Source organism: Caballeronia sp. Sq4a (assembly GCF_023170545.1).
In the GTDB taxonomy this organism is placed as follows: domain Bacteria; phylum Pseudomonadota; class Gammaproteobacteria; order Burkholderiales; family Burkholderiaceae; genus Caballeronia.
Map to the genome: position 1 here is coordinate 2,656,363 of NZ_CP084250.1, position 18,410 is coordinate 2,674,772.

General features: G+C 64.1%; 16 protein-coding genes. 7 read left to right on the top strand and 9 right to left on the bottom strand.

The window, feature by feature from the left end:
• Window positions 1-52: 52 nt before the first annotated feature.
• A complete protein-coding gene (locus tag LDZ24_RS12665) occupies window positions 53-259 on the bottom strand; it encodes a hypothetical protein (RefSeq protein ID WP_248320652.1) in 207 nt (68 codons plus the stop codon).
• Window positions 260-600: 341 nt separating this feature from the next.
• Here LDZ24_RS12665 and LDZ24_RS12670 point away from each other — a divergent pair, with 341 nt between their 5' ends.
• A complete protein-coding gene (locus tag LDZ24_RS12670; protein ID WP_248320653.1) occupies window positions 601-4,173 on the top strand; it encodes an indolepyruvate ferredoxin oxidoreductase family protein in 3,573 nt (1,190 codons plus the stop codon).
• Between the two features lie 50 nt (window positions 4,174-4,223).
• On the opposite strand, the gene LDZ24_RS12675 is transcribed toward LDZ24_RS12670, so the two are convergent.
• From LDZ24_RS12675 to LDZ24_RS12685, 3 genes are all read right to left on the bottom strand, one after another.
• On the bottom strand, window positions 4,224-4,643 hold the full coding sequence (locus LDZ24_RS12675) for a hypothetical protein (protein ID WP_248320654.1): 420 nt from the start codon (window positions 4,641-4,643) through the stop codon (window positions 4,224-4,226).
• Between the two features lie 21 nt (window positions 4,644-4,664).
• The gene (locus LDZ24_RS12680; RefSeq protein ID WP_248320655.1) at window positions 4,665-6,944 is read right to left on the bottom strand and encodes an NADP-dependent malic enzyme; all 2,280 of its coding nucleotides are present in this window, start codon (window positions 6,942-6,944) and stop codon (window positions 4,665-4,667) included.
• Between the two features lie 276 nt (window positions 6,945-7,220).
• Entirely contained in the window at window positions 7,221-8,462 is a 1,242-nt protein-coding gene (locus tag LDZ24_RS12685) for an MFS transporter (protein WP_248320656.1), read from the bottom strand.
• 306 nt (window positions 8,463-8,768) lie between these two features.
• Here LDZ24_RS12685 and LDZ24_RS12690 point away from each other — a divergent pair, with 306 nt between their 5' ends.
• The gene (locus tag LDZ24_RS12690; protein ID WP_175938293.1) at window positions 8,769-9,455 is read left to right on the top strand and encodes an orotate phosphoribosyltransferase; all 687 of its coding nucleotides are present in this window, start codon (window positions 8,769-8,771) and stop codon (window positions 9,453-9,455) included.
• Window positions 9,456-9,534: 79 nt separating this feature from the next.
• Here the strand turns inward: LDZ24_RS12690 and LDZ24_RS12695 are convergent, their stop codons facing one another.
• Window positions 9,535-10,248: a response regulator gene (locus LDZ24_RS12695; protein ID WP_248320657.1), complete on the bottom strand. Its 714-nt coding sequence runs from the start codon at window positions 10,246-10,248 to the stop codon at window positions 9,535-9,537.
• A gap of 276 nt (window positions 10,249-10,524) precedes the next feature.
• Between LDZ24_RS12695 and LDZ24_RS12700 the strand changes: the two genes are divergently transcribed.
• The 3 genes from LDZ24_RS12700 to argC all read left to right on the top strand — a co-directional run bounded on the left by LDZ24_RS12700 (window position 10,525) and on the right by argC (window position 13,201).
• Complete coding sequence (locus LDZ24_RS12700; RefSeq protein WP_248320658.1) at window positions 10,525-11,118, top strand: YbhB/YbcL family Raf kinase inhibitor-like protein; 594 nt, start codon at window positions 10,525-10,527, stop codon at window positions 11,116-11,118.
• A 214-nt stretch (window positions 11,119-11,332) separates the two neighbouring features.
• The gene (locus LDZ24_RS12705; RefSeq protein ID WP_248320659.1) at window positions 11,333-11,932 is read left to right on the top strand and encodes a flavodoxin family protein; all 600 of its coding nucleotides are present in this window, start codon (window positions 11,333-11,335) and stop codon (window positions 11,930-11,932) included.
• 315 nt (window positions 11,933-12,247) lie between these two features.
• A complete protein-coding gene (gene argC / locus LDZ24_RS12710) occupies window positions 12,248-13,201 on the top strand; it encodes an N-acetyl-gamma-glutamyl-phosphate reductase (RefSeq protein ID WP_248320660.1) in 954 nt (317 codons plus the stop codon).
• A 188-nt stretch (window positions 13,202-13,389) separates the two neighbouring features.
• On the opposite strand, the gene LDZ24_RS12715 is transcribed toward argC, so the two are convergent.
• Window positions 13,390-13,755, bottom strand: coding sequence for a response regulator (locus LDZ24_RS12715; protein ID WP_248320661.1), 366 nt, complete (start codon window positions 13,753-13,755; stop codon window positions 13,390-13,392).
• A 7-nt stretch (window positions 13,756-13,762) separates the two neighbouring features.
• Window positions 13,763-14,197, bottom strand: coding sequence for a hypothetical protein (locus LDZ24_RS12720; protein ID WP_248320662.1), 435 nt, complete (start codon window positions 14,195-14,197; stop codon window positions 13,763-13,765).
• 400 nt (window positions 14,198-14,597) lie between these two features.
• Here LDZ24_RS12720 and LDZ24_RS12725 point away from each other — a divergent pair.
• Window positions 14,598-15,409, top strand: a protein-coding gene (locus LDZ24_RS12725) for an IS5 family transposase (RefSeq protein ID WP_248320663.1) whose coding sequence is annotated in 2 segments (ribosomal slippage) — window positions 14,598-14,946 and window positions 14,946-15,409 — 813 coding nt in all. Because the reading frame shifts where the segments join, the coding sequence is not laid out codon by codon here.
• 555 nt (window positions 15,410-15,964) lie between these two features.
• Here the strand turns inward: LDZ24_RS12725 and LDZ24_RS12730 are convergent.
• Together LDZ24_RS12730 and LDZ24_RS12735 are read right to left on the bottom strand one after the other, a co-directional pair.
• A complete protein-coding gene (locus LDZ24_RS12730; RefSeq protein ID WP_248320664.1) occupies window positions 15,965-16,600 on the bottom strand; it encodes a LysE family translocator in 636 nt (211 codons plus the stop codon).
• A 57-nt stretch (window positions 16,601-16,657) separates the two neighbouring features.
• Window positions 16,658-17,662: an NAD(P)-dependent oxidoreductase gene (locus tag LDZ24_RS12735; RefSeq protein WP_371747351.1), complete on the bottom strand. Its 1,005-nt coding sequence runs from the start codon at window positions 17,660-17,662 to the stop codon at window positions 16,658-16,660.
• On the opposite strand from LDZ24_RS12735, the gene LDZ24_RS12740 reads away from it, so the two are divergent.
• Entirely contained in the window at window positions 17,642-18,400 is a 759-nt protein-coding gene (locus LDZ24_RS12740; protein WP_248320666.1) for a Mut7-C ubiquitin/RNAse domain-containing protein, read from the top strand. The two genes, LDZ24_RS12735 and LDZ24_RS12740, sit on opposite strands and share 21 nt — an antisense overlap.
• Window positions 18,401-18,410 lie beyond the last annotated feature (10 nt).

Sequence of the window (18,410 nt, forward strand, 5' to 3'; positions counted from 1 at the left end):
AAAAGGGACATGAACGCAGCGTTCATGTCCCTTTCGTTTCCTAGCGATGCTTTCAGGCGGCGTTCTCGTCGTTGCTGCGCTCGGAGTCGCGGCGCTCGCTGCCGCGCATCTGCGGCGTCTGCGTGCGCACTTGCGCGACGGGCGGAACCGACGTGGCCCCGAACGGCGTGCCGTTCGCCCGCGCGCCGCCCATCGGCGCGCTGATCGCGAAAAAGGCCGCCGAGACCATCAGGAAACTCTGGATGTGGCGTTGCTTCATTCTTTTCTCCTTCTGACTGCGTGTGTACGGCTGCCCGCCGTTCCGCGCTCTCGAAAACCGTGCGCGCGAAACTGCGCAAGCGCCCGTTTAGACAGGGCCACGACCGTGGGTTCCGCGCATCGGTCACATTTACACCCTGTAACAAACGTCTCGACGTTCCCCGCCGCGCTTCAACGTTTTGACGCAAACTGGTGCTAAGTGAGGATTTTTTAACGGGTTTGTACCACTGTCTCGAAAGCGCGGGCATCGGCAAACTTGAAGTCCCGGCCTGCGCGTTCACAAGACGCAACGGCCCGAATCATGCTTTGGCGATCCCAAACTCGGGTGGAGGAGCACACAGAATGAACGCCCCGCTAGACGCAGAACAAAGAGCTTCGCTAGAAGCCGCGCTGAAATCCGTCACGCTCGACGACAAATACACCCTCGAACGCGGCCGCGCGTACATGAGCGGCATCCAGGCGCTGGTTCGCCTGCCGATGCTCCAACAAGAACGCGACAGAGCCGCAGGTCTCAACACCGCCGGGTTCATCTCCGGCTATCGCGGTTCTCCCCTCGGTGGTCTCGACCAGTCGCTCTGGAAGGCGAAGAAGTATCTCGCCGCGCATCAGGTCGTGTTTCAGCCGGGCGTGAACGAAGATCTCGCGGCCACCGCCGTCTGGGGATCGCAGCAAGTCAACCTCTACCCGAGCGCGAAGTACGACGGCGTCTTTTCGATGTGGTACGGGAAAGGCCCCGGCGTCGACCGTTCCGCCGATGTCTTCAAGCACGGCAATTCGGCCGGATCGTCGCAGCACGGCGGCGTGCTCGTGCTCGCCGGCGACGATCACGCGGCGAAGTCATCGACGCTCGCGCACCAGTCCGAGCACATCTTCAAGGCGTGTGGGCTGCCGGTGCTGTTTCCGTCGAACGTGCAGGAATATCTCGACTTCGGCCTGCACGGCTGGGCGATGAGCCGCTACTCGGGCCTCTGGGTCGCGATGAAATGCGTGACCGACGTGGTGGAATCGTCGGCGTCGGTGGATATTGACCCGCATCGCACGCAAATCGTGATTCCGACCGATTTCGCGATGCCCGACGGCGGCCTGAACATCCGCTGGCCCGATACGCCGCTCGTGCAGGAAGCGCGTCTGCTCGACTACAAGTGGTACGCCGCGCTTGCCTACGTGCGCGCGAACAAGCTGGATCGCATCGAGATCGATGCGCCGCACGCGCGCTTCGGCATCATGACGGGCGGCAAGGCGTACCTCGACGTGCGTCAGGCGCTGACCGATCTCGGCCTCGACGATGAAACGTGCGCGCAGATCGGCATTCGGCTGTACAAGGTCGGCTGCGTGTGGCCGCTGGAAGCGCAAGGCGCGCAGGAATTCGCGCGCGGCCTCAAGGAAATTCTGGTCGTCGAAGAGAAGCGCCAGATTCTCGAATACGCGATCAAGGAAGAACTGTACAACTGGCCGGATGCGCAGCGTCCGCGCGTCTTCGGCAAGTTCGACGAAAAAGACGGCGCGGGCGGCGAATGGTCCGTGCCGATGGGCAACTGGCTGCTGCCCGCGCACTACGAGCTTTCACCCGCGATCATCGCGAAGGCCATTGCCGCGCGGCTCGCGAAGTTCGACCTGCCCGCCGACGTGCGCGCGCGCATTGCGGCGCGCATCGCCGTGATCGAGGCGAAGGAAAAGGCGCTCGCGCGGCCGCGCGTCGAAGCGGAGCGCAAGCCGTGGTTCTGCTCCGGCTGTCCGCACAACACGTCGACGAACGTGCCGGAAGGATCGCGTGCGATGGCGGGCATCGGCTGTCACTACATGACGGTCTGGATGGACCGCAACACGAGCACATTCAGCCAGATGGGCGGCGAAGGCGTGGCGTGGGTCGGGCAAGCGCCGTTCACCAACGACAAGCACGTGTTCGCCAATCTCGGCGACGGCACGTACTTCCACTCCGGCCTGCTCGCCATTCGCGCGGCGATCGCGTCGAAGGTCAACATCACGTACAAGATTCTGTACAACGACGCCGTCGCGATGACGGGCGGCCAGCCGGTCGATGGCGTGCTGACCGTGCCGCAGATCACGCATCAGCTCGCGGCGGAAGGCGCGGCGAAGATCGTCATCGTCACGGATCAGCCGGAAAAATACACGCCGGACGTCGGCCTCGCGCCGGGCATCGACGTGCATCATCGCGACCAGCTGGACGACATTCAGCGCCAGTTGCGCGAGATTCCCGGCACGTCCATCTTGATCTACGACCAGACTTGCGCCACCGAAAAGCGCCGCCGCAGAAAGCGCGGCGCGTATCCGGACCCGGCGAAGCGCGTTGTCATCAACGAGGCCGTGTGCGAAGGCTGCGGCGATTGCTCGGTGAAGTCGAACTGTCTGTCGGTCGAGCCGCTCGACACCGAATACGGCACGAAGCGGCAGATCAACCAGTCTACGTGCAACAAGGACTTCTCTTGCCTGAACGGCTTCTGCCCGAGCTTCGTGACCGTGGAAGGCGGCCAGTTGAAGAAGCCGAAGGCGACGAGCGTGGCCGGCGATGCGATGCCGCCCGTCCCGACGCCGGAGTTGCCCGACATCGGCCGGCCGTACGGCGTGCTGGTGACGGGCGTCGGCGGAACGGGCGTGGTGACGATTGGCGCGCTGCTCGGCATGGCGGCGCATCTGGAGCAAAAGGGCGTCACCGTGCTGGACGTGACCGGCCTCGCGCAGAAGGGCGGCGCCGTGATGAGCCACGTGCAGATCGCCAACCGCCCGACCGACATTCACGCGACGCGCATCGCGATGGGCGAGGCGGATCTCGTCATCGGCTGCGATGCGATCGTCACGGCAAGCGACGAATGCGGCTCGCGGATGCAGCCGGGTCGCACGCGCGTGGTCGTGAACAGCGCGCAGACGCCGACCGCCGCGTTCATCAAGGATCCGAATTGGCGCTTCCCGGGCGCGAGCGCGGAAGCCGATATTCGCGCGGCCGCGGGCGAGCATGTCGCGCTCGTCGATGCGAACCGCTTCGCCGTCGCGCTGATGGGCGATGCCATCTACACGAATCCGTTCGTGCTCGGCTATGCGTGGCAGATGGGCTGGGTGCCGCTGCGGCATGAGTCGATCGTGCGCGCCATCGAGCTGAACGCGGTGCAGGTCGAGAAGAATCTCGCCGCGTTCGAATGGGGCCGCCGCGCCGCGCACGATCTCCCGGCTGTCACGCGGCTCGCGCAAGGGACGCAGGATGCGACGCCGAGCAAGGTCATCGCGCTGCATACGCCGAAGGCGCTGGATGCGCTGATCGACAAGCGCCTCGACTATCTCTCGAAGTATCAGAACGCCGCCTACGCCGCGCAGTATGGACGGCTCGTCGCGCAAGTGCGCGCGGCGGAGGCTGAGCTTGGCGTCGGCGACTATCTGCTGACCGAGGCCGTCGCCAAGAATCTGCACAAGCTGATGGCCTACAAGGACGAGTACGAAGTCGCGCGTCTCTATGCCGATCCGGCGTTCATCGAAAAGGTGAAGAGCAGTTTCGAAGGCGACTGGAAGATCAAGATGCATCTGGCGCCGCCGTCTTTCTCGAAGAAGGACGCGCATGGGCATCTGGTGAAGAAGCAGTACGGTCCATGGATGATGTCCGCGATGCGCGTGCTCGCGCGGCTGAAGTTCCTGCGCGGCACGGCGCTCGACCCGTTCGGCCGCACGGAGGAGCGGAAGATGGAGCGCGCGTTGATCGGCGAGTATGAGGCGCTGATCAAGGAACTGATCGCTGGATTGACGCCGCAGAAGCTGCCGCTGGCGATCGAGCTCGCGAGCCTGCCTGATTCAATGCGCGGTTATGGGCATATCAAGGAGAACAACGTCAAGGCGGCGAAGGTGAAGTGGGAAAAGCTGCTGGCGCGGTGGCGTTCCAATGAAGGTGGGGAGAAGCGGCAGGTGGCTTGAATCTCGCCGCTTCACGCTCGAAGGCGGTTCGCGAAAGCGAATCGCCTTTTTTATTTCGATGCGTTCGCGCTGCCGAACATGGTGTCGATGAATCGGAAGGCTTCGTCGAGGCCGACTCGCTCGAACGGCGCTGCGTGATGCGCGTACAGCAACGGCGTTCCCAAACGATGAATCAACCTCACGTCCAGGCGAAACAGCGTACCGATCGGATACTGCGCACGCATGCTTTTGCTGCATTCGACGCGCAGGTCGGTGCTCAACCCTTGACCTGCTAGCGGACGCACGCGCACGGGTGACGCCGAGTTCTCGCGCCGCGCACGGAACGTTTCAACGATGATCTCCAACGACTGCTCCATTCTTTGATTCGTATCCCCAATTGAATCACGGGAGAGACCGTAGAGATTCGACCGTTCAAAATAAGACGCCATCGAAAAAAAAACGGCGATCCAGTCTCCCGAATCGCCGTCCATTACTTCTACGCTAAACCCGCGTTACTTCGCCTTCATCACGCTGGCATTCGCACTCGCCACCGCCGTCATATTGATGATGCGCCGCACGGTCGCCGCCGGCGTCAGAATATGAACCGGCTTCGAAGCGCCGAGCAGGAACGGCCCGACAGTCACGCCCTCGCCGCTCACCATCTTCAGCAAGTTGTACGTGATATTCGCCGCTTCCACGTTCGGCATGATGAGCAGATTCGCTTCGCCGGAAAGCGTCGTGCCGGGGAACGCCGCCTTACGCACGGTTTCCGACAAAGCCGCATCGCCGTGCATTTCGCCATCGACTTCGAGATCCGGCGCGCGTTCCGCGATCAGCTTGCGCGCTTCCGCCATGCGCTTGCTCGATGCGCTCGGCACGCTGCCGAAGTTCGAGTTCGACACCAGCGCCACCTTCGGCTGAATGCCGAATCGCTCGATTTCGCGCGCCGCCAGAATCGTCATGTCGGCGAGTTGCTCGGGCGTCGGCAATTCGTTGACGTACGTGTCGCTGATGAAGATATTGCGTCCTTGCAGCATCAGCAGATTCATCGCCGCGAAGTTGTCCGCGCCTTCCGCCTTGCCGAGCACCTGATCGATGAACTTCAGGTGATCCTGATACGTGTCGATGAGACCGCAGATCATGCCGTCCGCATCGCCCGTATGAACGAGGATTGCGCCGATCAGCGTGTTGAACTTGCGCAGCGCCGCCTTCGCGCTTTCCGGCGTCACGCCCTGACGCGCGGCGATCTCGTGATACGCCTGCCAGCTCTTCTGATAGCGCGGATCGTCTTCCGGATTCACGATCTCGAAATCGACGCCCGGCTTCAGCTTCGAGCCCATCTTCTGCAGCCGCATTTCGACGACCGCCGGCCGCCCGATGATGATCGGCTTCGCGATCTTCTCCAGCAGCACGAACTGCGCGGCGCGCAGCACGCGCTCGTCCTCGCCTTCCGCAAACGCGATGCGCGCCGGCGCGGCCTTCGCCGCCGCGAACACCGGGCGCATCACCATGCCGGTGCGGTACACGGTCGCGCCGAGCGTCTCGCGATACGCGTCCATGTCCTGAATCGGGCACGTGGCGACGCCGGAATCGATCGCGGCTTGCGCGACAGCCGGCGCAATCTTGATGATGAGACGCGGATCGAACGGCTTCGGAATCAGATACTCCGGACCGAATTCGAGCGAGTGGCCTTCGTACGCCTTTGCGACTTCATCGCCCTGATCGGTTTCTTCGGCCAGTTCCGCGATCGCGCGCACGCACGCGAGCTTCATCTCTTCCGTGATGGTCGTCGCGCCGACGTCGAGCGCGCCACGGAAGATGAACGGGAAGCACAGCACGTTGTTGACCTGGTTCGGATAGTCCGAACGGCCCGTCGCGATGATGCAGTCCGGGCGCACCTTCTTCGCCTCTTCCGGCCGGATTTCCGGCTCGGGATTCGCCAGCGCGAGAATCAGCGGTTTGTCGGCCATGGTCGCGACCATTTCCGGCTTGAGCACGCCCGCGCTCGAACAGCCGAGGAACACGTCGCAGCCGTGCATCGCGTCGCCGAGCGTGCGCGCGTCGGTGCTCGCCTGATACCGCTCCTTCGACGCATCTAGATTGCCGCGCCCTTCGTAAATCACGCCCTTCGAGTCGACGACGATCGTGTTCGACTTCTTCAGGCCGAGATCGATGAGCAGGTCCAGACACGCGATCGCCGCCGCGCCCGCGCCCGAGCAGACCAGCTTCACGTTGTCGAGCGTCTTGCCGACCACTTTCAGGCCGTTGAGAATGGCCGCGGACGCGATGATCGCCGTACCGTGCTGATCGTCATGGAAGACGGGAATCTTCATGCGCTCGCGCAGCTTCTTTTCGATGTAGAAGCATTCCGGCGCCTTGATGTCTTCCAGATTGATGCCGCCGAGCGTCGGTTCGAGCATCGCGATGGCGTCGACGAGCTTGTCCGGGTCGGTCTCGTTCAGTTCGATGTCGAACACGTCGATGCCCGCGAACTTCTTGAACAGGCACCCTTTGCCTTCCATGACCGGCTTGGCCGCGAGCGGTCCGATGTTGCCGAGGCCGAGCACGGCCGTGCCGTTCGTCACCACGCCGACGAGGTTTGCGCGCGACGTGTACTTCTGCGCGTCGAGCGGTTCGTCGTAGATCGCCATGCACGCAGCCGCGACGCCCGGCGAATACGCGAGCGACAAGTCGAGCTGGTTGGAGAGCGGTTTGGTCGGCGTGACGGAAATCTTGCCGGGACGCGGATTCTGGTGATACGCGAGAGCGCTTTGCTTCAGTTGTTCGTCCATGATTAGCCTGAGACGTTAGAAATTTTTTGAACAGGGTTCACAGCCGGCGGCCGCTCGGCACTGTGGGCGGGATGTGAATCGATGGACCAATGTTGTTAGTCACCCGGCGCGTCGGATAGACGCAGCGTGCCGCCCGGCAGGGATGAAGCGGGCGAACGGAGCCTTGTTTTTGGCTGTTCAGTGTACACCGCGTATCCCAAATGGCGCGACGCAGCATTTCATGCGGAAGCGTTGCTGGGCGTGCGTTTCGTCGGAAGAAGAGGCGCGCCGCGCCTTTCAGTCGAGTTCCGCGCCGCGCTTTTCGGGGATCAGAAAGAGGGTCGCGGCGACATCCAGCAGATAGATGCTGGCGAGAAACGCGAGCGCCACCGCGAACGTATAGCGCGCCGCGAGCGCGCCCACCACGACCGGCCCGAGTCCGCCGACCGCCCGCCCGATGTTGAACAGCACGTTCTGCGCAGTGGCGCGCGCTTCGGTCGGATAGATCTCGGAAATCAGCGCGCCGTAGCCGCCGATCATCCCGTTGACGAACACGCCCATCGCCGCGCCGCCGATCAGGAGCGCGGCCGGGCTCGTCAGATTCGAATAGACGAAGACCATGGCGACCGCGCCGATCTGATACGCGAGAAACGCGGGCTTGCGTCCGAAGCGATCGGCCGCGATGCCGAACAGCCAGATGCCGAGCGCCATGCCGAGCACGGTCGCGGCCGTCCAGACGCCGGACTTCGTGAGCGAATAGCCGAACGTTTTCGACAGATAGCTCGGGAGCCAGATCATTAGCCCGTAATAACCGAAGTTCTGCACCGAGCACAGCACGATCACGCCGAGGCTCGCGCGCGCGGTCCGCGCATTGTTGAACAGGCGCTTCAGCGGCAACTTGCGCGCGGGGTTTTCGGTGCGGCGCGCGGTGAAAAGCGCAGGTTCGGCCACGCGCCGCCGCACCAGAAAAGAGACGACGGCCGGCAGCAAGCCGACGGCGAACATGCCGCGCCAGCCGATCATCGGCAGAAGTAGCGGCGTGAGGAGCGCTGCGGCGAGCACGCCGAGCTGCCAGCCGAGCCCGACATACGACGACACGCGTGCCCGCTGTCGCGCGGGCCACGCTTCCGCGACGAGCGCCATGCCGATGCCGAACTCGCCGCCCAGCCCGACGCCCGCCATCGTGCGATAGAACAGCAAGTCGCCGTATCCGCGTGCGAGCGCGCAGAGGCCCGTGAAGACGGCGAACACCAGAATGGTCCACGTGAGCATGCGCACGCGCCCGAAGTAGTCCGACAGCACGCCGAACACGACGCCGCCCGCCACCGCGCCCGCGAGCGTCCACGTGACGAGCGCGCCGGATTGCGCGGGCGTCAGGTGCAAGTCGGCAGCGATCGCGGGAAGCATGAAGCCGAGAATCAGCAGGTCGAAGCCGTCCATCGCGTAGCCGAGCACGGATGCGGCGAGCGCATGCCACGCGTGGCGAGGCGACGGAGCAGGCAAATCGGAAGAATCGGTCGGGCGGGAAGCGGGTCTCATCGCGAAAATGAATCGGAAGGCGCGGCGAGTGTACTGGCGAGCGGCCCGCCGTCACAACCGGAAAAAAGTCGCTCGGGACGCGTGCCGCCGCGCTGCTCGCCCCGCCGCGCAGGCTCGGGTAAAATCGCGGGTTAGCTGTGCATGGGACAACGCAGGCGCTTTCAGCGCCGGGTCCCGTCGACACGCGCGCAGAAAAACGCCGGACAGCCCTTCGAAAGACGGCTCGTCGGCGTCCGGTTCATGCGCCAGGGCCCTCGCGGCCGCCTTCCGCTTCCAGAAGCGCCACATCAGTCCAAGGATTCGCCCATGACAGGCTTCGATCGCCAGACGATCTCCGACACCACCGCCAAGATGCTGCTCGAAGTGCAGGCGGTGCACTTCAACGCGGAAAAACCGTTCATCTTCACGTCCGGCTGGGCGAGCCCGGTGTACATCGACTGCCGCAAGCTGATTTCGTATCCGCGCGTGCGTCGCGGCCTGATGGAAATGGCCGAAGCGACCATTCTGCGCGATGTCGGCTACGAGCAGATCGACGCCGTCGCGGGCGGCGAGACCGCCGGCATCCCGTTTGCCGCGTGGATCGCCGACCGTCTGATGGTGCCCATGCAGTACGTGCGCAAGAAGCCGAAGGGCTTCGGCCGCAACGCGCAGATCGAAGGTCTGCTGACTGAAGGCCAGCGCGTGCTGCTGGTCGAAGACCTGACCACGGACAGCCGCAGCAAGATCAACTTCATCAACGCGCTGCGCACGGCCGGCGCGACGGTGAACCACTGCTTCGTGCTCTTCCACTACAACATCTTCAAGGAGAGCGTGTCCGTTCTGAAGGACATCGACGTGGATCTCCACGCGCTCGCCACGTGGTGGGACGTGTTGCGGGTCGCGAAGGAACAGGGCTATTTCGAAACCAAGACGCTCGATGAAGTCGAGAAGTTTCTGCATGCGCCGGCCGAATGGTCGGCCGCGCACGGCGGCGCCACTGCCACGCCGCAATAATTAATCGTTGCTGTCAGGCGATTAAAACAAAAAGCCGCTGATTTGAGTCAGCGGCTTTTTTATTTTGGAAGATTGGCGTCTATAAGGATTTGGAATCCGGCAGCGGCGAATCTTCCAGTGTACCGTCGCCCGTATAGGCAGAGAGGTTCATTAATCCGTTGCTTTGCGCGTACTGGAATAACTCGGAATCTCGCTCGATGCCGAGTTTGCGCATTGCCGTGTTCTTCTGCGTGCTGATGGTCTTGATACTGCGCCGCAGTTGCCCCGCGATTTCCGTGATGGTCATGCCGGACACGAAAAGGCGCACCACTTCGAGTTCGCGCTTCGACAGAATGACGCCGCGCTGCTGCCCCGACGCGCCGATGCCCATGCTGTCGAGCGCCGCCTTCACCGACGGCCCGAGATATTCCTGCCCGCGCATCACATGCTGAATGGCCCAACCGATGTGGTTCATGTCGTCGGCCTTGTTGATGATCGACACGACGCCGACTTCGCGCAAACGTTTGAGCAAAGCCGGATTTTCGAGCATGGTCAGCACGACGAGCCGCACTTTCGGAAACTGGCGGCCGATGTAGCCGAGGAGCGGCATGCCGTCGCCGTATGAACCGCCGGGCATGGCGAGATCCGTCACCAGCACGTCGCACGGCGTTTTCTGCAATAGCTGGACGAGTTCGGTGGATTGACGCGCCTGGCCAACGACATCGACTTCCGGAAACTTGCTGAGCGCCTGCGCGGCGCCGAACAAAATCACAGGATGGTCGTCTGCAATGATGACCTGAATTCGCTGGCTCATTTATTCTTCTCCCAAATCCGGTCGACTGACTGCCACGCGAATCAAGTTCAAATGGTTCATATGTTGATCTACGAGTTTGAGTCTTCACCATCAGCCGCGCGCACAAAGAAAGACGACTGATTTCGCGCCATAGGTTTGGCCCAAGGATCAAGCTTTTAATGCTTTGTTGCAATGTTAAACTGCAACCTCCTACGAAGCGCATCACTGAGACAAAAAACATCGTTGCAGCCGGCGAAACGCTGCTATATGGGTTCCAGCCGCTGCCAGGAGTCAGCCATGCGCCTCGCATGTCGGATCGTGCGTTCCGGTCACGCTGTCGCTGCATTTACGCTCGGCGTCGCCAGCGCGGCGGCGCTGCTGTGTCATGCGCGCGGCGCGGCCGCGCAGGACGTCTTCTCCGTGACGAGCCCGGAACTGGCGCCGGGCAAGACCATCGGGCACGAACTGCTCTTCAACGATTCGGATTGCAAGGGCGGCAACCGCTCGCCGCAGCTTTCGTGGCGCGGCGCACCGGCGCAGACACGCAGCTTCGCCGTGACGATTCTCGATCCCGATGCGCCGGGGCGCGGCTGGTGGCACTGGGCCGTCGCCGGCATTCCGCCGACCGTGACGCACTTGCCGGCGAATGCGAGCGCCTCGGGCGCGCTGCGCAAGGTCGGCGCGGTCGAGGCGCGCAACGACTGGGACACGGACGGCTACGGCGGCCCCTGCCCGCCGCCCGGCAAGCCGCATCGCTACGTCGTGACCGTGTACGCGCTGAATAGCGACGACTTGCGCCTGCGTCAGGGCACGCCCGCGCTCATGTTCGATCACGAAATCCGCGCGACCGCCATCGCCAGCGCGCAACTGACCTTTTCCGTCGGACGATAGCCCCGCGCGATTGTTTCGCCGCGTGCATGTGAGCGTGCGGTAGCCCCGGTAGCACGGAAAACGGCTGCGCTAGACTGACTGCGTCCATGCGTCCAGGTTTCGGCCGCGCTGTGCGCCTTGCAGCGCCGCGAATAACGCATCCGGACACGACCGCCGCTCACCATGCAACACGCGCGTCGCTCGCGCGCGCCGCCACGCGCGGCTAGAGGGAATCATGCCGAACATCGTCATCGTCTATCACAGCGGCTACGGTCACACGAAGAAAGTCGCGGAAGCCGTGCTCGCCGGCGCAACCGACGCCGGCGCGAACGGCAAGCTGATGCCCGTCGGCGAGATGGACGACGCCGCCTGGGCCGAGCTCGAAGCCGCCGACGCCATCGTGTTCGGCGCGCCGACCTACATGGGCGGACCGTCCGCCGACTTCAAAAAATTCGCCGACGCCAGTTCCAAGCCCTGGTTCGAGCAGAAGTGGAAAGACAAGATCGCGGCGGGCTTCACCAACTCCGCGCACATGAACGGCGACAAGTTCCTGACCATTTCCTACTTCGTCACGCTGGCGATGCAGCACGGCATGATCTGGGTCGGCGCGGGCCTGATGCCGTCGAACACGAAAGCGGCCACGCGCAACGACCTGAACTTCGTCGGCGGCTTCACGGGCCTGCTCACGCAAGCGCCCGCGGATGCGTCGCCGGAAGAAGCGCCGCCGCCCGGTGATATCGAGACGGCGAAGACCTTCGGCGCGCGCATCGCCGCCGTCGCCGCGCGGTGGGCGGACCGTCCGGGCGCATCGGAAGCGGCGCCGGTCGCGTCGTGACGCGTCAGCGGCAGCCGCGCGGGGTTCGGCGGCTAGTCTCCTGATTCCGCGGACGCGCCCGTCCGGATCGACGATGCGTACGCTTCGCGTGCCACCGACCGTTACGAACCGGGCCGCGCCGGGGTAAAAATGCTGCGCTGCCCGGCTTCTCTCCTCAGTCTGCGAGCGTGCGCCGCTTCGATAACCCTGCTAATCCGCCAAGGACGTTGCCGTTGAATTCTGCGCAGGAATCGACATCAACCGGTCGCGAAATCGACTTAAAATGGCGGTTTTGCGGCGGCGCACGCGCGGCGGCCACGAACCAGCGAGATCGAGATGACCACGAAAGTATTTGTCGACGGACAGGAAGGCACCACCGGCCTGAAGATTTTCGAATATCTGTCGCAGCGCCGTGACATCGAAGTGCTGCGCATCGACGAGGCGAAGCGCAAGGATGTCGAGGAGCGTCGCCGCCTGATCAACGCGTCGGACGTGACGTTCCTGTGCCTGCCGGATGTCGCCTCACGCGAGTCGGTTTCGCTCGTGGAGCCGGGCAACGACCGGACCTGCGTGATCGACGCGAGCACCGCCTTCCGCACGCACGACGACTGGGCCTACGGCCTGCCCGAGCTTTCGCGCGCGCAGCGTGAACGGCTGCGCACGGCGAAGCGCATCGCGGTGCCGGGCTGCCACGCATCGGCGTTCGTGCTGTCCATGCAGCCGCTCGTCGCGGGCGGGCTCGTGCCGGCCGATTTCCACGCGCACGCTTATTCGATCACCGGCTACAGCGGCGGCGGCAAGAAGATGATCGCGGAATACGAAGCGGGCGACGACGTGCGCCTCAATAGCCCGCGCGCCTACGCGCTCGGCTTGACGCACAAGCATCTGCCGGAAATGTCCGTGCGCACCGGTTTGTCGCGCGCGCCGATTTTCACGCCGATCGTCGGACCGTTCCTGAAGGGTCTCGCGGTCACGACGTACTTCTCGCCCGACCAGCTCACGCGCGCCGCCAAGCCGCAGGACGTGCGCGACATGCTCGCCGAGTACTATGCGGGCGAGCCGTTCGTGCGCGTGATGCCGTTCGATGCGGACAGCAATCTGGACAACGGCTTCTTCGACGCCCAAGCCTGCAACGACACGAATCGCGTCGACGTCTTCGTGTTCGGCAACGACGAGCGGTTTGTCACCGTGACGCGGCTGGACAATTTGGGCAAAGGCGCGTCGGGCGCGGCGATTCAGTGCATGAACCTCGCCATCGGCGCCGACGAAACGACGGGGCTGGCGCGCTGAAGGCGTTGATTCAGACACCGTGTCGAGGACGAGCCGGCCTGCGGGCCGGCTTTTTCATGCGCCGCAACACGAAACCGACGGACGAAAAAAAGCCCGCCTAGGTCGGCGGGCTGAATCCATATCAGTGGAGACATGGAGGAGACAGGAACCACTATACCAAGAAATTTGGTGCGTTGCAACAAGCGTGCTTAGGGCTGTGTCATCGACAGGATGAATTGCAGTTGATCCGCCGAGATAGGTTTGACGAGGTGGATGTCGAAGCCCGCTTCCAGCGTCATATCGCGATGCTGCGGCTGGCCCCATCCGGTTAGCGCGACGAGCAGCATCGCGGCTCCATTCGGCGACTCGCGCAGCGCCCGCGCGGCGGCGAGGCCGTCGACGAGCGGCATGCCGAGATCGAGAATCACCACTTCGGGCGCGAACTGCGCGGCCACCTCCACGGCCTGCGCGCCGTTGGCGGCGAGCGCCACTTCGTGACCCATGCCGTTGAGCAGATTCGCGAGGCCGGCGAGCGCGTCGTCGTCGTCATCGGCTATCAGGATGCGCTTGGTCATGATGGCCTCACCGGTTGGCGGAGATTTCGAGCTTCAGCTTGTTGGAACCGGCTGATGCCGCCGTGATTTCCGTGCGCGCGCCGCGTGCACCGAGATAGAAATGCTGCCGCGCGGGCGAGTTTTGATCGTGCGTCGCGTCCGGCAGGCACGAGGCGATGTCCGCAGCCACGCCTTGCAGCGCGTCGGCGCTGGAGCCGGCGTGGGGCGTCCAGGTGCAGCGATAGTTCGCCTGCGAGGCGGCGCACTGCGCGTCGTCGCCGTAAGGCAACGCGAGCGGCCGGCCGTCGCTGGCCGTGAGCGAGGAGAATGTCGGCGATGCCGCGACGATGTGCTTGAGCGCATCGCAAGGGCTCGGCGTATCGTCGGCGCGGGCGGCGGTCGCGGTCGTCAGCACACCGCAATAAAGTGCGGCGAGCGCGACGCCTGAAATCTTCGCTTGCATCCGTGTCTCCTGTCGGCCGCAGTTAGGGCTTCAGCCCTTAGTGCGGTCTCATGCATCGCGGTCGGCCGCAGTTAGGGTTTAGCCCCTGGTGCGGTCCCATGCATCGCGGTCGGCTGCGCTTAGGGCTTTAGCCCTTCGTGCGGTCCCATGCATCGCGGTCGGCCGCACTTAGGGCTTTGGTCCTAGTGCGGCTCCATGCATCGCGGTCGGCTGCGCTTAGGGCTTTGGCCTTTGTGCTGCTTCATGCATCGCCGTCGGCCGCGTTGGGGGTTCGGCCTTTTTTGCAGCTCCGTGCATCCCGGTCGGGCGGCACTTAGAAGCCTTAACAAAATGAGCGAAGGGGCTGTTAACTCTCGATGAATGCTGTTAACCTTTTCATTGTTTCGACGACGAAAAGGACATGGCCAAGCCGATACTCGACGACGAACTGTGGGCACTCATTGAACCGCTGCTGCCCCCGCCCAACCCACGACGAACCCGTTACCCAGGGCGCAGGCCGCTCCATAATCGTGCGGTGCTCACGGGCATCCTCTTCGTCTTACAGACGGGCCTGCGTTGGGACCTATTGCCTCGCGAGATGGGCTGCGGCAGTGGCATGAGTTGCTGGCGTCGTTTGCGTGACTGGCAGGCCGCCGGCGTCTGGGAGCAGTTGCACGAGGTGCTGCTTGCGCGATTGCGCGCAGCCGACCAAATCGACTGGTCTCGCGTCATCGTCGATTCCTCCTCAATCCGCGCTGTGGGCTCAGGTCAAAAACAGGACCGAATCCCACAGACCGCGCGCGACCCGGTTCAAAGCACCATCTCATCACCGAGGCCCAGGGTATCCCGCTTGCGGTGATACTGACCGGCGCCAACCGAAACGACGTCACTCAACTTCAATCGCTGGTCGAGGCTATTCCGCCCATCAGCGGCAAGCGTGGCAGACCGCTATCGAAGCCTCGGGTCGTTCAGGGCGACAGAGGCTACGACCACGACAAATACCGACGTCCACTGCATGCCGCCGGCATTGCAACCGAAATCGCTCGACGCGGTCAGCCTCATGGAAGCGGGCTGGGCAAAACACGCTGGGTCGTGGAGCGGACCATTTCGTGGCTTCACAACTTCCGCCGACTGCGCATCCGCTTCGAACGGCTCGCTTTCATACACGAGGCTTTCCTCAAAATCGCTTGCTGCATCATATGCTGGCGGCAGCTGCAAAAGTCATTCTGTTAACGCCTCTTAGAGCTTTCGCTTTTCGTGCTGCTTCATGCTTCGCGGTCGGCCGCAGTCAGGGTTGTAGTGCTTGGTTCGCGGTCGGCCGTACTTAGGCTTTAGCCTTCCGTGCAGCCCCATGCATCCCGTTCCGCCGTTTTCCGCAACTCAACTCCGTCCGAAACCAACGCCTCACAGTCCGCGCCTACGCACGCGCAGCGAGTCCATGCATCGCGGCTCTCGCAAACCGCGTGCGCCGCGGCTAACCCGTTAAGCGCAGACACGGCGTGCGCTGGAAAGCATCAGGCGCTTTCAGCGTCTCGGCATTTCCCAACGCGCGGTCTGCCGCCCGCTGCAGCGCGAACCTTATCGAAGTCCGCCCAAACTGCTCCGCCAAACACGAGCCTGCGAACGGTTTCGCCGCAAACATAAGACCGATGCCCGAGGCCACTATCCATCGCTCGCCTGCCCGCGTATGTTCGGCATCGAATCAAACTCCAACACAAATCGAGCAAACTGTGCGCCCGTTCGCTCGACGCTTCGAGCGCTAGCGCACATAACATCGGCGGTGAAAGCTCAATGCCGCAGCAGCGCCATCATCGCGCCAAAGCCGACGAACAGGCCGCCCGTCAGCCGATTGAACGCCTGCGCGACCGCCGCGCTTTTCAGCTTCTCGCCGATGCGCGCGCCGAGGCCCGCATAGACCGTGAACCAGCTCACCTCGATCACCGCGAGCGTCGCGACGAGCACGGCGAACTGCGGCAGCACGGGCCGCGCCGCGTCGATGAATTGCGGCAGCAGCGCCGCCGCGAAGAGGATCGACTTCGGATTGCTGCCTGCAACGAGGAAGCCGTTGCGATAAAGCGCCGATGGCCCCGTCGACCGAGCACGCGCGCCGCCGCTTTCGTCGCGCACCTCGACCGCGCTCGCCTTCGCGCGCCAGCTCTTCACGCCGAGCCAGACAAGATACGCCGCGCCGGTGAGGCGCAGCGCATCGAAGAAACGCGGCCACGCCTCGAGAAACACGCCGAGCCCCGCCGCCGATACCGACAGCATCAAAACGAGCGCGCTCAGACTGTCGGCCATCGTCGCGACGGAGCGGCGCAGGCCGAAACGCGCGCCGTGCGTCATCACGAGCAGCATGTTGGGACCCGGAATCGCGGATATGACAAACACCGTGGCGACGAACATCCACCAGACATGCAGACTCATTGCGGTCTACCTAAGAAGAGCGGGACTGCGATTATGCCGCGTCTTCTCGTCTGGAAATCACTGTCCTGCGCGCCGCGCCGCCACTTGCCCCAGCACCGCGAAGTCCTTCTCGCCGTCGCCGTGAGCGAGGGCATCGACGAGGTTATCGCGCACCACGCTCGCCACGGGCAACGGCACGTTCACGGCTTCGCCGGCTGCAATCGCGAGGCGCACGTCCTTCAGCCCGAGACGCGCCTTGAAGAGCGCCGGTTCATAGCGGCGCTCCGCGATCATCTTCCCGTAGCCCTGGTACACCGGGCCCGGAAACAGCGAGTTCGTGATGACATCGAGGAAGGTCTGCGCCTCGATGCCGTGTCCCGTGACGAGCGCCGCCGCTTCGCCGAAGGTTTCGATCGCCGAGCCGAGCATGAAATTCGCCGCGAGCTTCAGCACGTTCGCGTGCTCCGGCTGCTGGCCGACGCGCCACGTCTTCTGGCCCATTGCATCCAGCACCGGCTGCACGCGTTCGATGTCCGCGTCCGCGCCCGCCGCGAGAATGTTGAGCTTGCCCGCCGCAGCGACATCCGGGCGGCCGAGCACCGGCGCCGCCACATAGCCGACGCCGTGCTGCGCGTGCAACTGCGTGAGTTCGACGGCGAGCGCAGTCGAGATCGTCGCCATGTTCACGTGCACGAGGCCCTTCGACGCATGCTTGAGCAAGCCGCCTTCGACGAGAACGGAGCGCAGCGCGTTGTCGTCGGCGAGCATGGAGAACACGGCATCGCCGGAGAACGCCTGCTCCGGCGTATCGACCACGGACGCGCCCTGGTCCGCCAATGCCCGGGTTTTCTCGCGCGAGCGGTTCCACACGCGCACCGAGTGCCCCGCCTTCAGCGCGTTGCTCGCCATCGCGCCGCCCATCTCGCCCAATCCGATGAATCCGATATCCATTGCCTGTGCTCCTTTCACTGAGTTCCCGTCGCGCCCACGGCGCGCGGCCGTGCGCCAGTAGAGCACATCGCCCGGCAGCACGCAGCGGCGCGCAATGCCATACTTGCTCGCATGGTCAACGCGCGCTTTCATTTTCACGATGAACTGAACGACTTCCTCGCCCGGCCGCAGCGAGGGCGAACGTTCGAGTGCGCGTGCCCGCCGACATCGTCGACGAAGCACATGATCGAAGCGCTCGGCGTGCCGCACACCGAAGTCGGCTTGATCGTGCGTAACGGCGTGCCCGCTGGCTTCGACGCGCAGATCCAGCCCGGCGATTGCATCGAGGTGTATCCGGCGGGCCACGCGCCGCCCGATGTCGCGGATGGTGGCTCGTTGCTGCGCCCGCCTTTGCAGCCGGCGAATGTGCGCTTCATCGCGGACGCGCATCTCGGCGGGCTCGCGCAACTGCTGCGGCTCGCGGGCTTCGACACGCGCTACGACAACAACTTCCCGGACGATGAAATCGAGCGCCTCGCGCACGAAGAATCGCGCGTCGTGCTCACCCGCGACCGTGAGTTGCTCAAGCGCCGCACCGTGCTGCACGGCTGCTACGTGCGCGCGCTGCAACCGGACGAACAATGGCGCGAGATCGCGGACCGGCTGAATCTCGCCGCCCATGTGCGCGCGTTCCGCCTGTGCCTGATGTGCAACGCGCCGCTGCGCGCCGCCGCGCCCGACGAGGTCGACGGCCGTGTCCCCGACGGCGTGCGCGAACGCCACACGCGCTTCGTCACCTGCGATGTCTGCCGGCGCGTGTTCTGGGAAGGCTCGCATTGGCGGCGCATGCGCGCGCGCATCGACGCGATGGCGGAAACCGGTCCGGCTTGAAGCGAGCACG

Bases quoted from the DNA above. Each gene is read 5' to 3' on its own strand.
- LDZ24_RS12665 (WP_248320652.1), bottom strand. From the start codon at position 259: ATGAAGCAACGCCACATCCAGAGTTTCCTGATGGTCTCGGCGGCCTTT.
- LDZ24_RS12670 (WP_248320653.1), top strand. From the start codon at position 601: ATGAACGCCCCGCTAGACGCAGAACAAAGAGCTTCGCTAGAAGCCGCG.
- LDZ24_RS12675 (WP_248320654.1), bottom strand. From the start codon at position 4,643: ATGGACGGCGATTCGGGAGACTGGATCGCCGTTTTTTTTTCGATGGCG.
- LDZ24_RS12680 (WP_248320655.1), bottom strand. From the start codon at position 6,944: ATGGACGAACAACTGAAGCAAAGCGCTCTCGCGTATCACCAGAATCCG.
- LDZ24_RS12685 (WP_248320656.1), bottom strand. From the start codon at position 8,462: ATGAGACCCGCTTCCCGCCCGACCGATTCTTCCGATTTGCCTGCTCCG.
- LDZ24_RS12690 (WP_175938293.1), top strand. From the start codon at position 8,769: ATGACAGGCTTCGATCGCCAGACGATCTCCGACACCACCGCCAAGATG.
- LDZ24_RS12695 (WP_248320657.1), bottom strand. From the start codon at position 10,248: ATGAGCCAGCGAATTCAGGTCATCATTGCAGACGACCATCCTGTGATT.
- LDZ24_RS12700 (WP_248320658.1), top strand. From the start codon at position 10,525: ATGCGCCTCGCATGTCGGATCGTGCGTTCCGGTCACGCTGTCGCTGCA.
- LDZ24_RS12705 (WP_248320659.1), top strand. From the start codon at position 11,333: ATGCCGAACATCGTCATCGTCTATCACAGCGGCTACGGTCACACGAAG.
- argC (WP_248320660.1), top strand. From the start codon at position 12,248: ATGACCACGAAAGTATTTGTCGACGGACAGGAAGGCACCACCGGCCTG.
- LDZ24_RS12715 (WP_248320661.1), bottom strand. From the start codon at position 13,755: ATGACCAAGCGCATCCTGATAGCCGATGACGACGACGACGCGCTCGCC.
- LDZ24_RS12720 (WP_248320662.1), bottom strand. From the start codon at position 14,197: ATGCAAGCGAAGATTTCAGGCGTCGCGCTCGCCGCACTTTATTGCGGT.
- LDZ24_RS12730 (WP_248320664.1), bottom strand. From the start codon at position 16,600: ATGAGTCTGCATGTCTGGTGGATGTTCGTCGCCACGGTGTTTGTCATA.
- LDZ24_RS12740 (WP_248320666.1), top strand. From the start codon at position 17,642: ATGGTCAACGCGCGCTTTCATTTTCACGATGAACTGAACGACTTCCTC.
- LDZ24_RS12735 (WP_371747351.1), bottom strand. From the start codon at position 17,662: ATGAAAGCGCGCGTTGACCATGCGAGCAAGTATGGCATTGCGCGCCGC.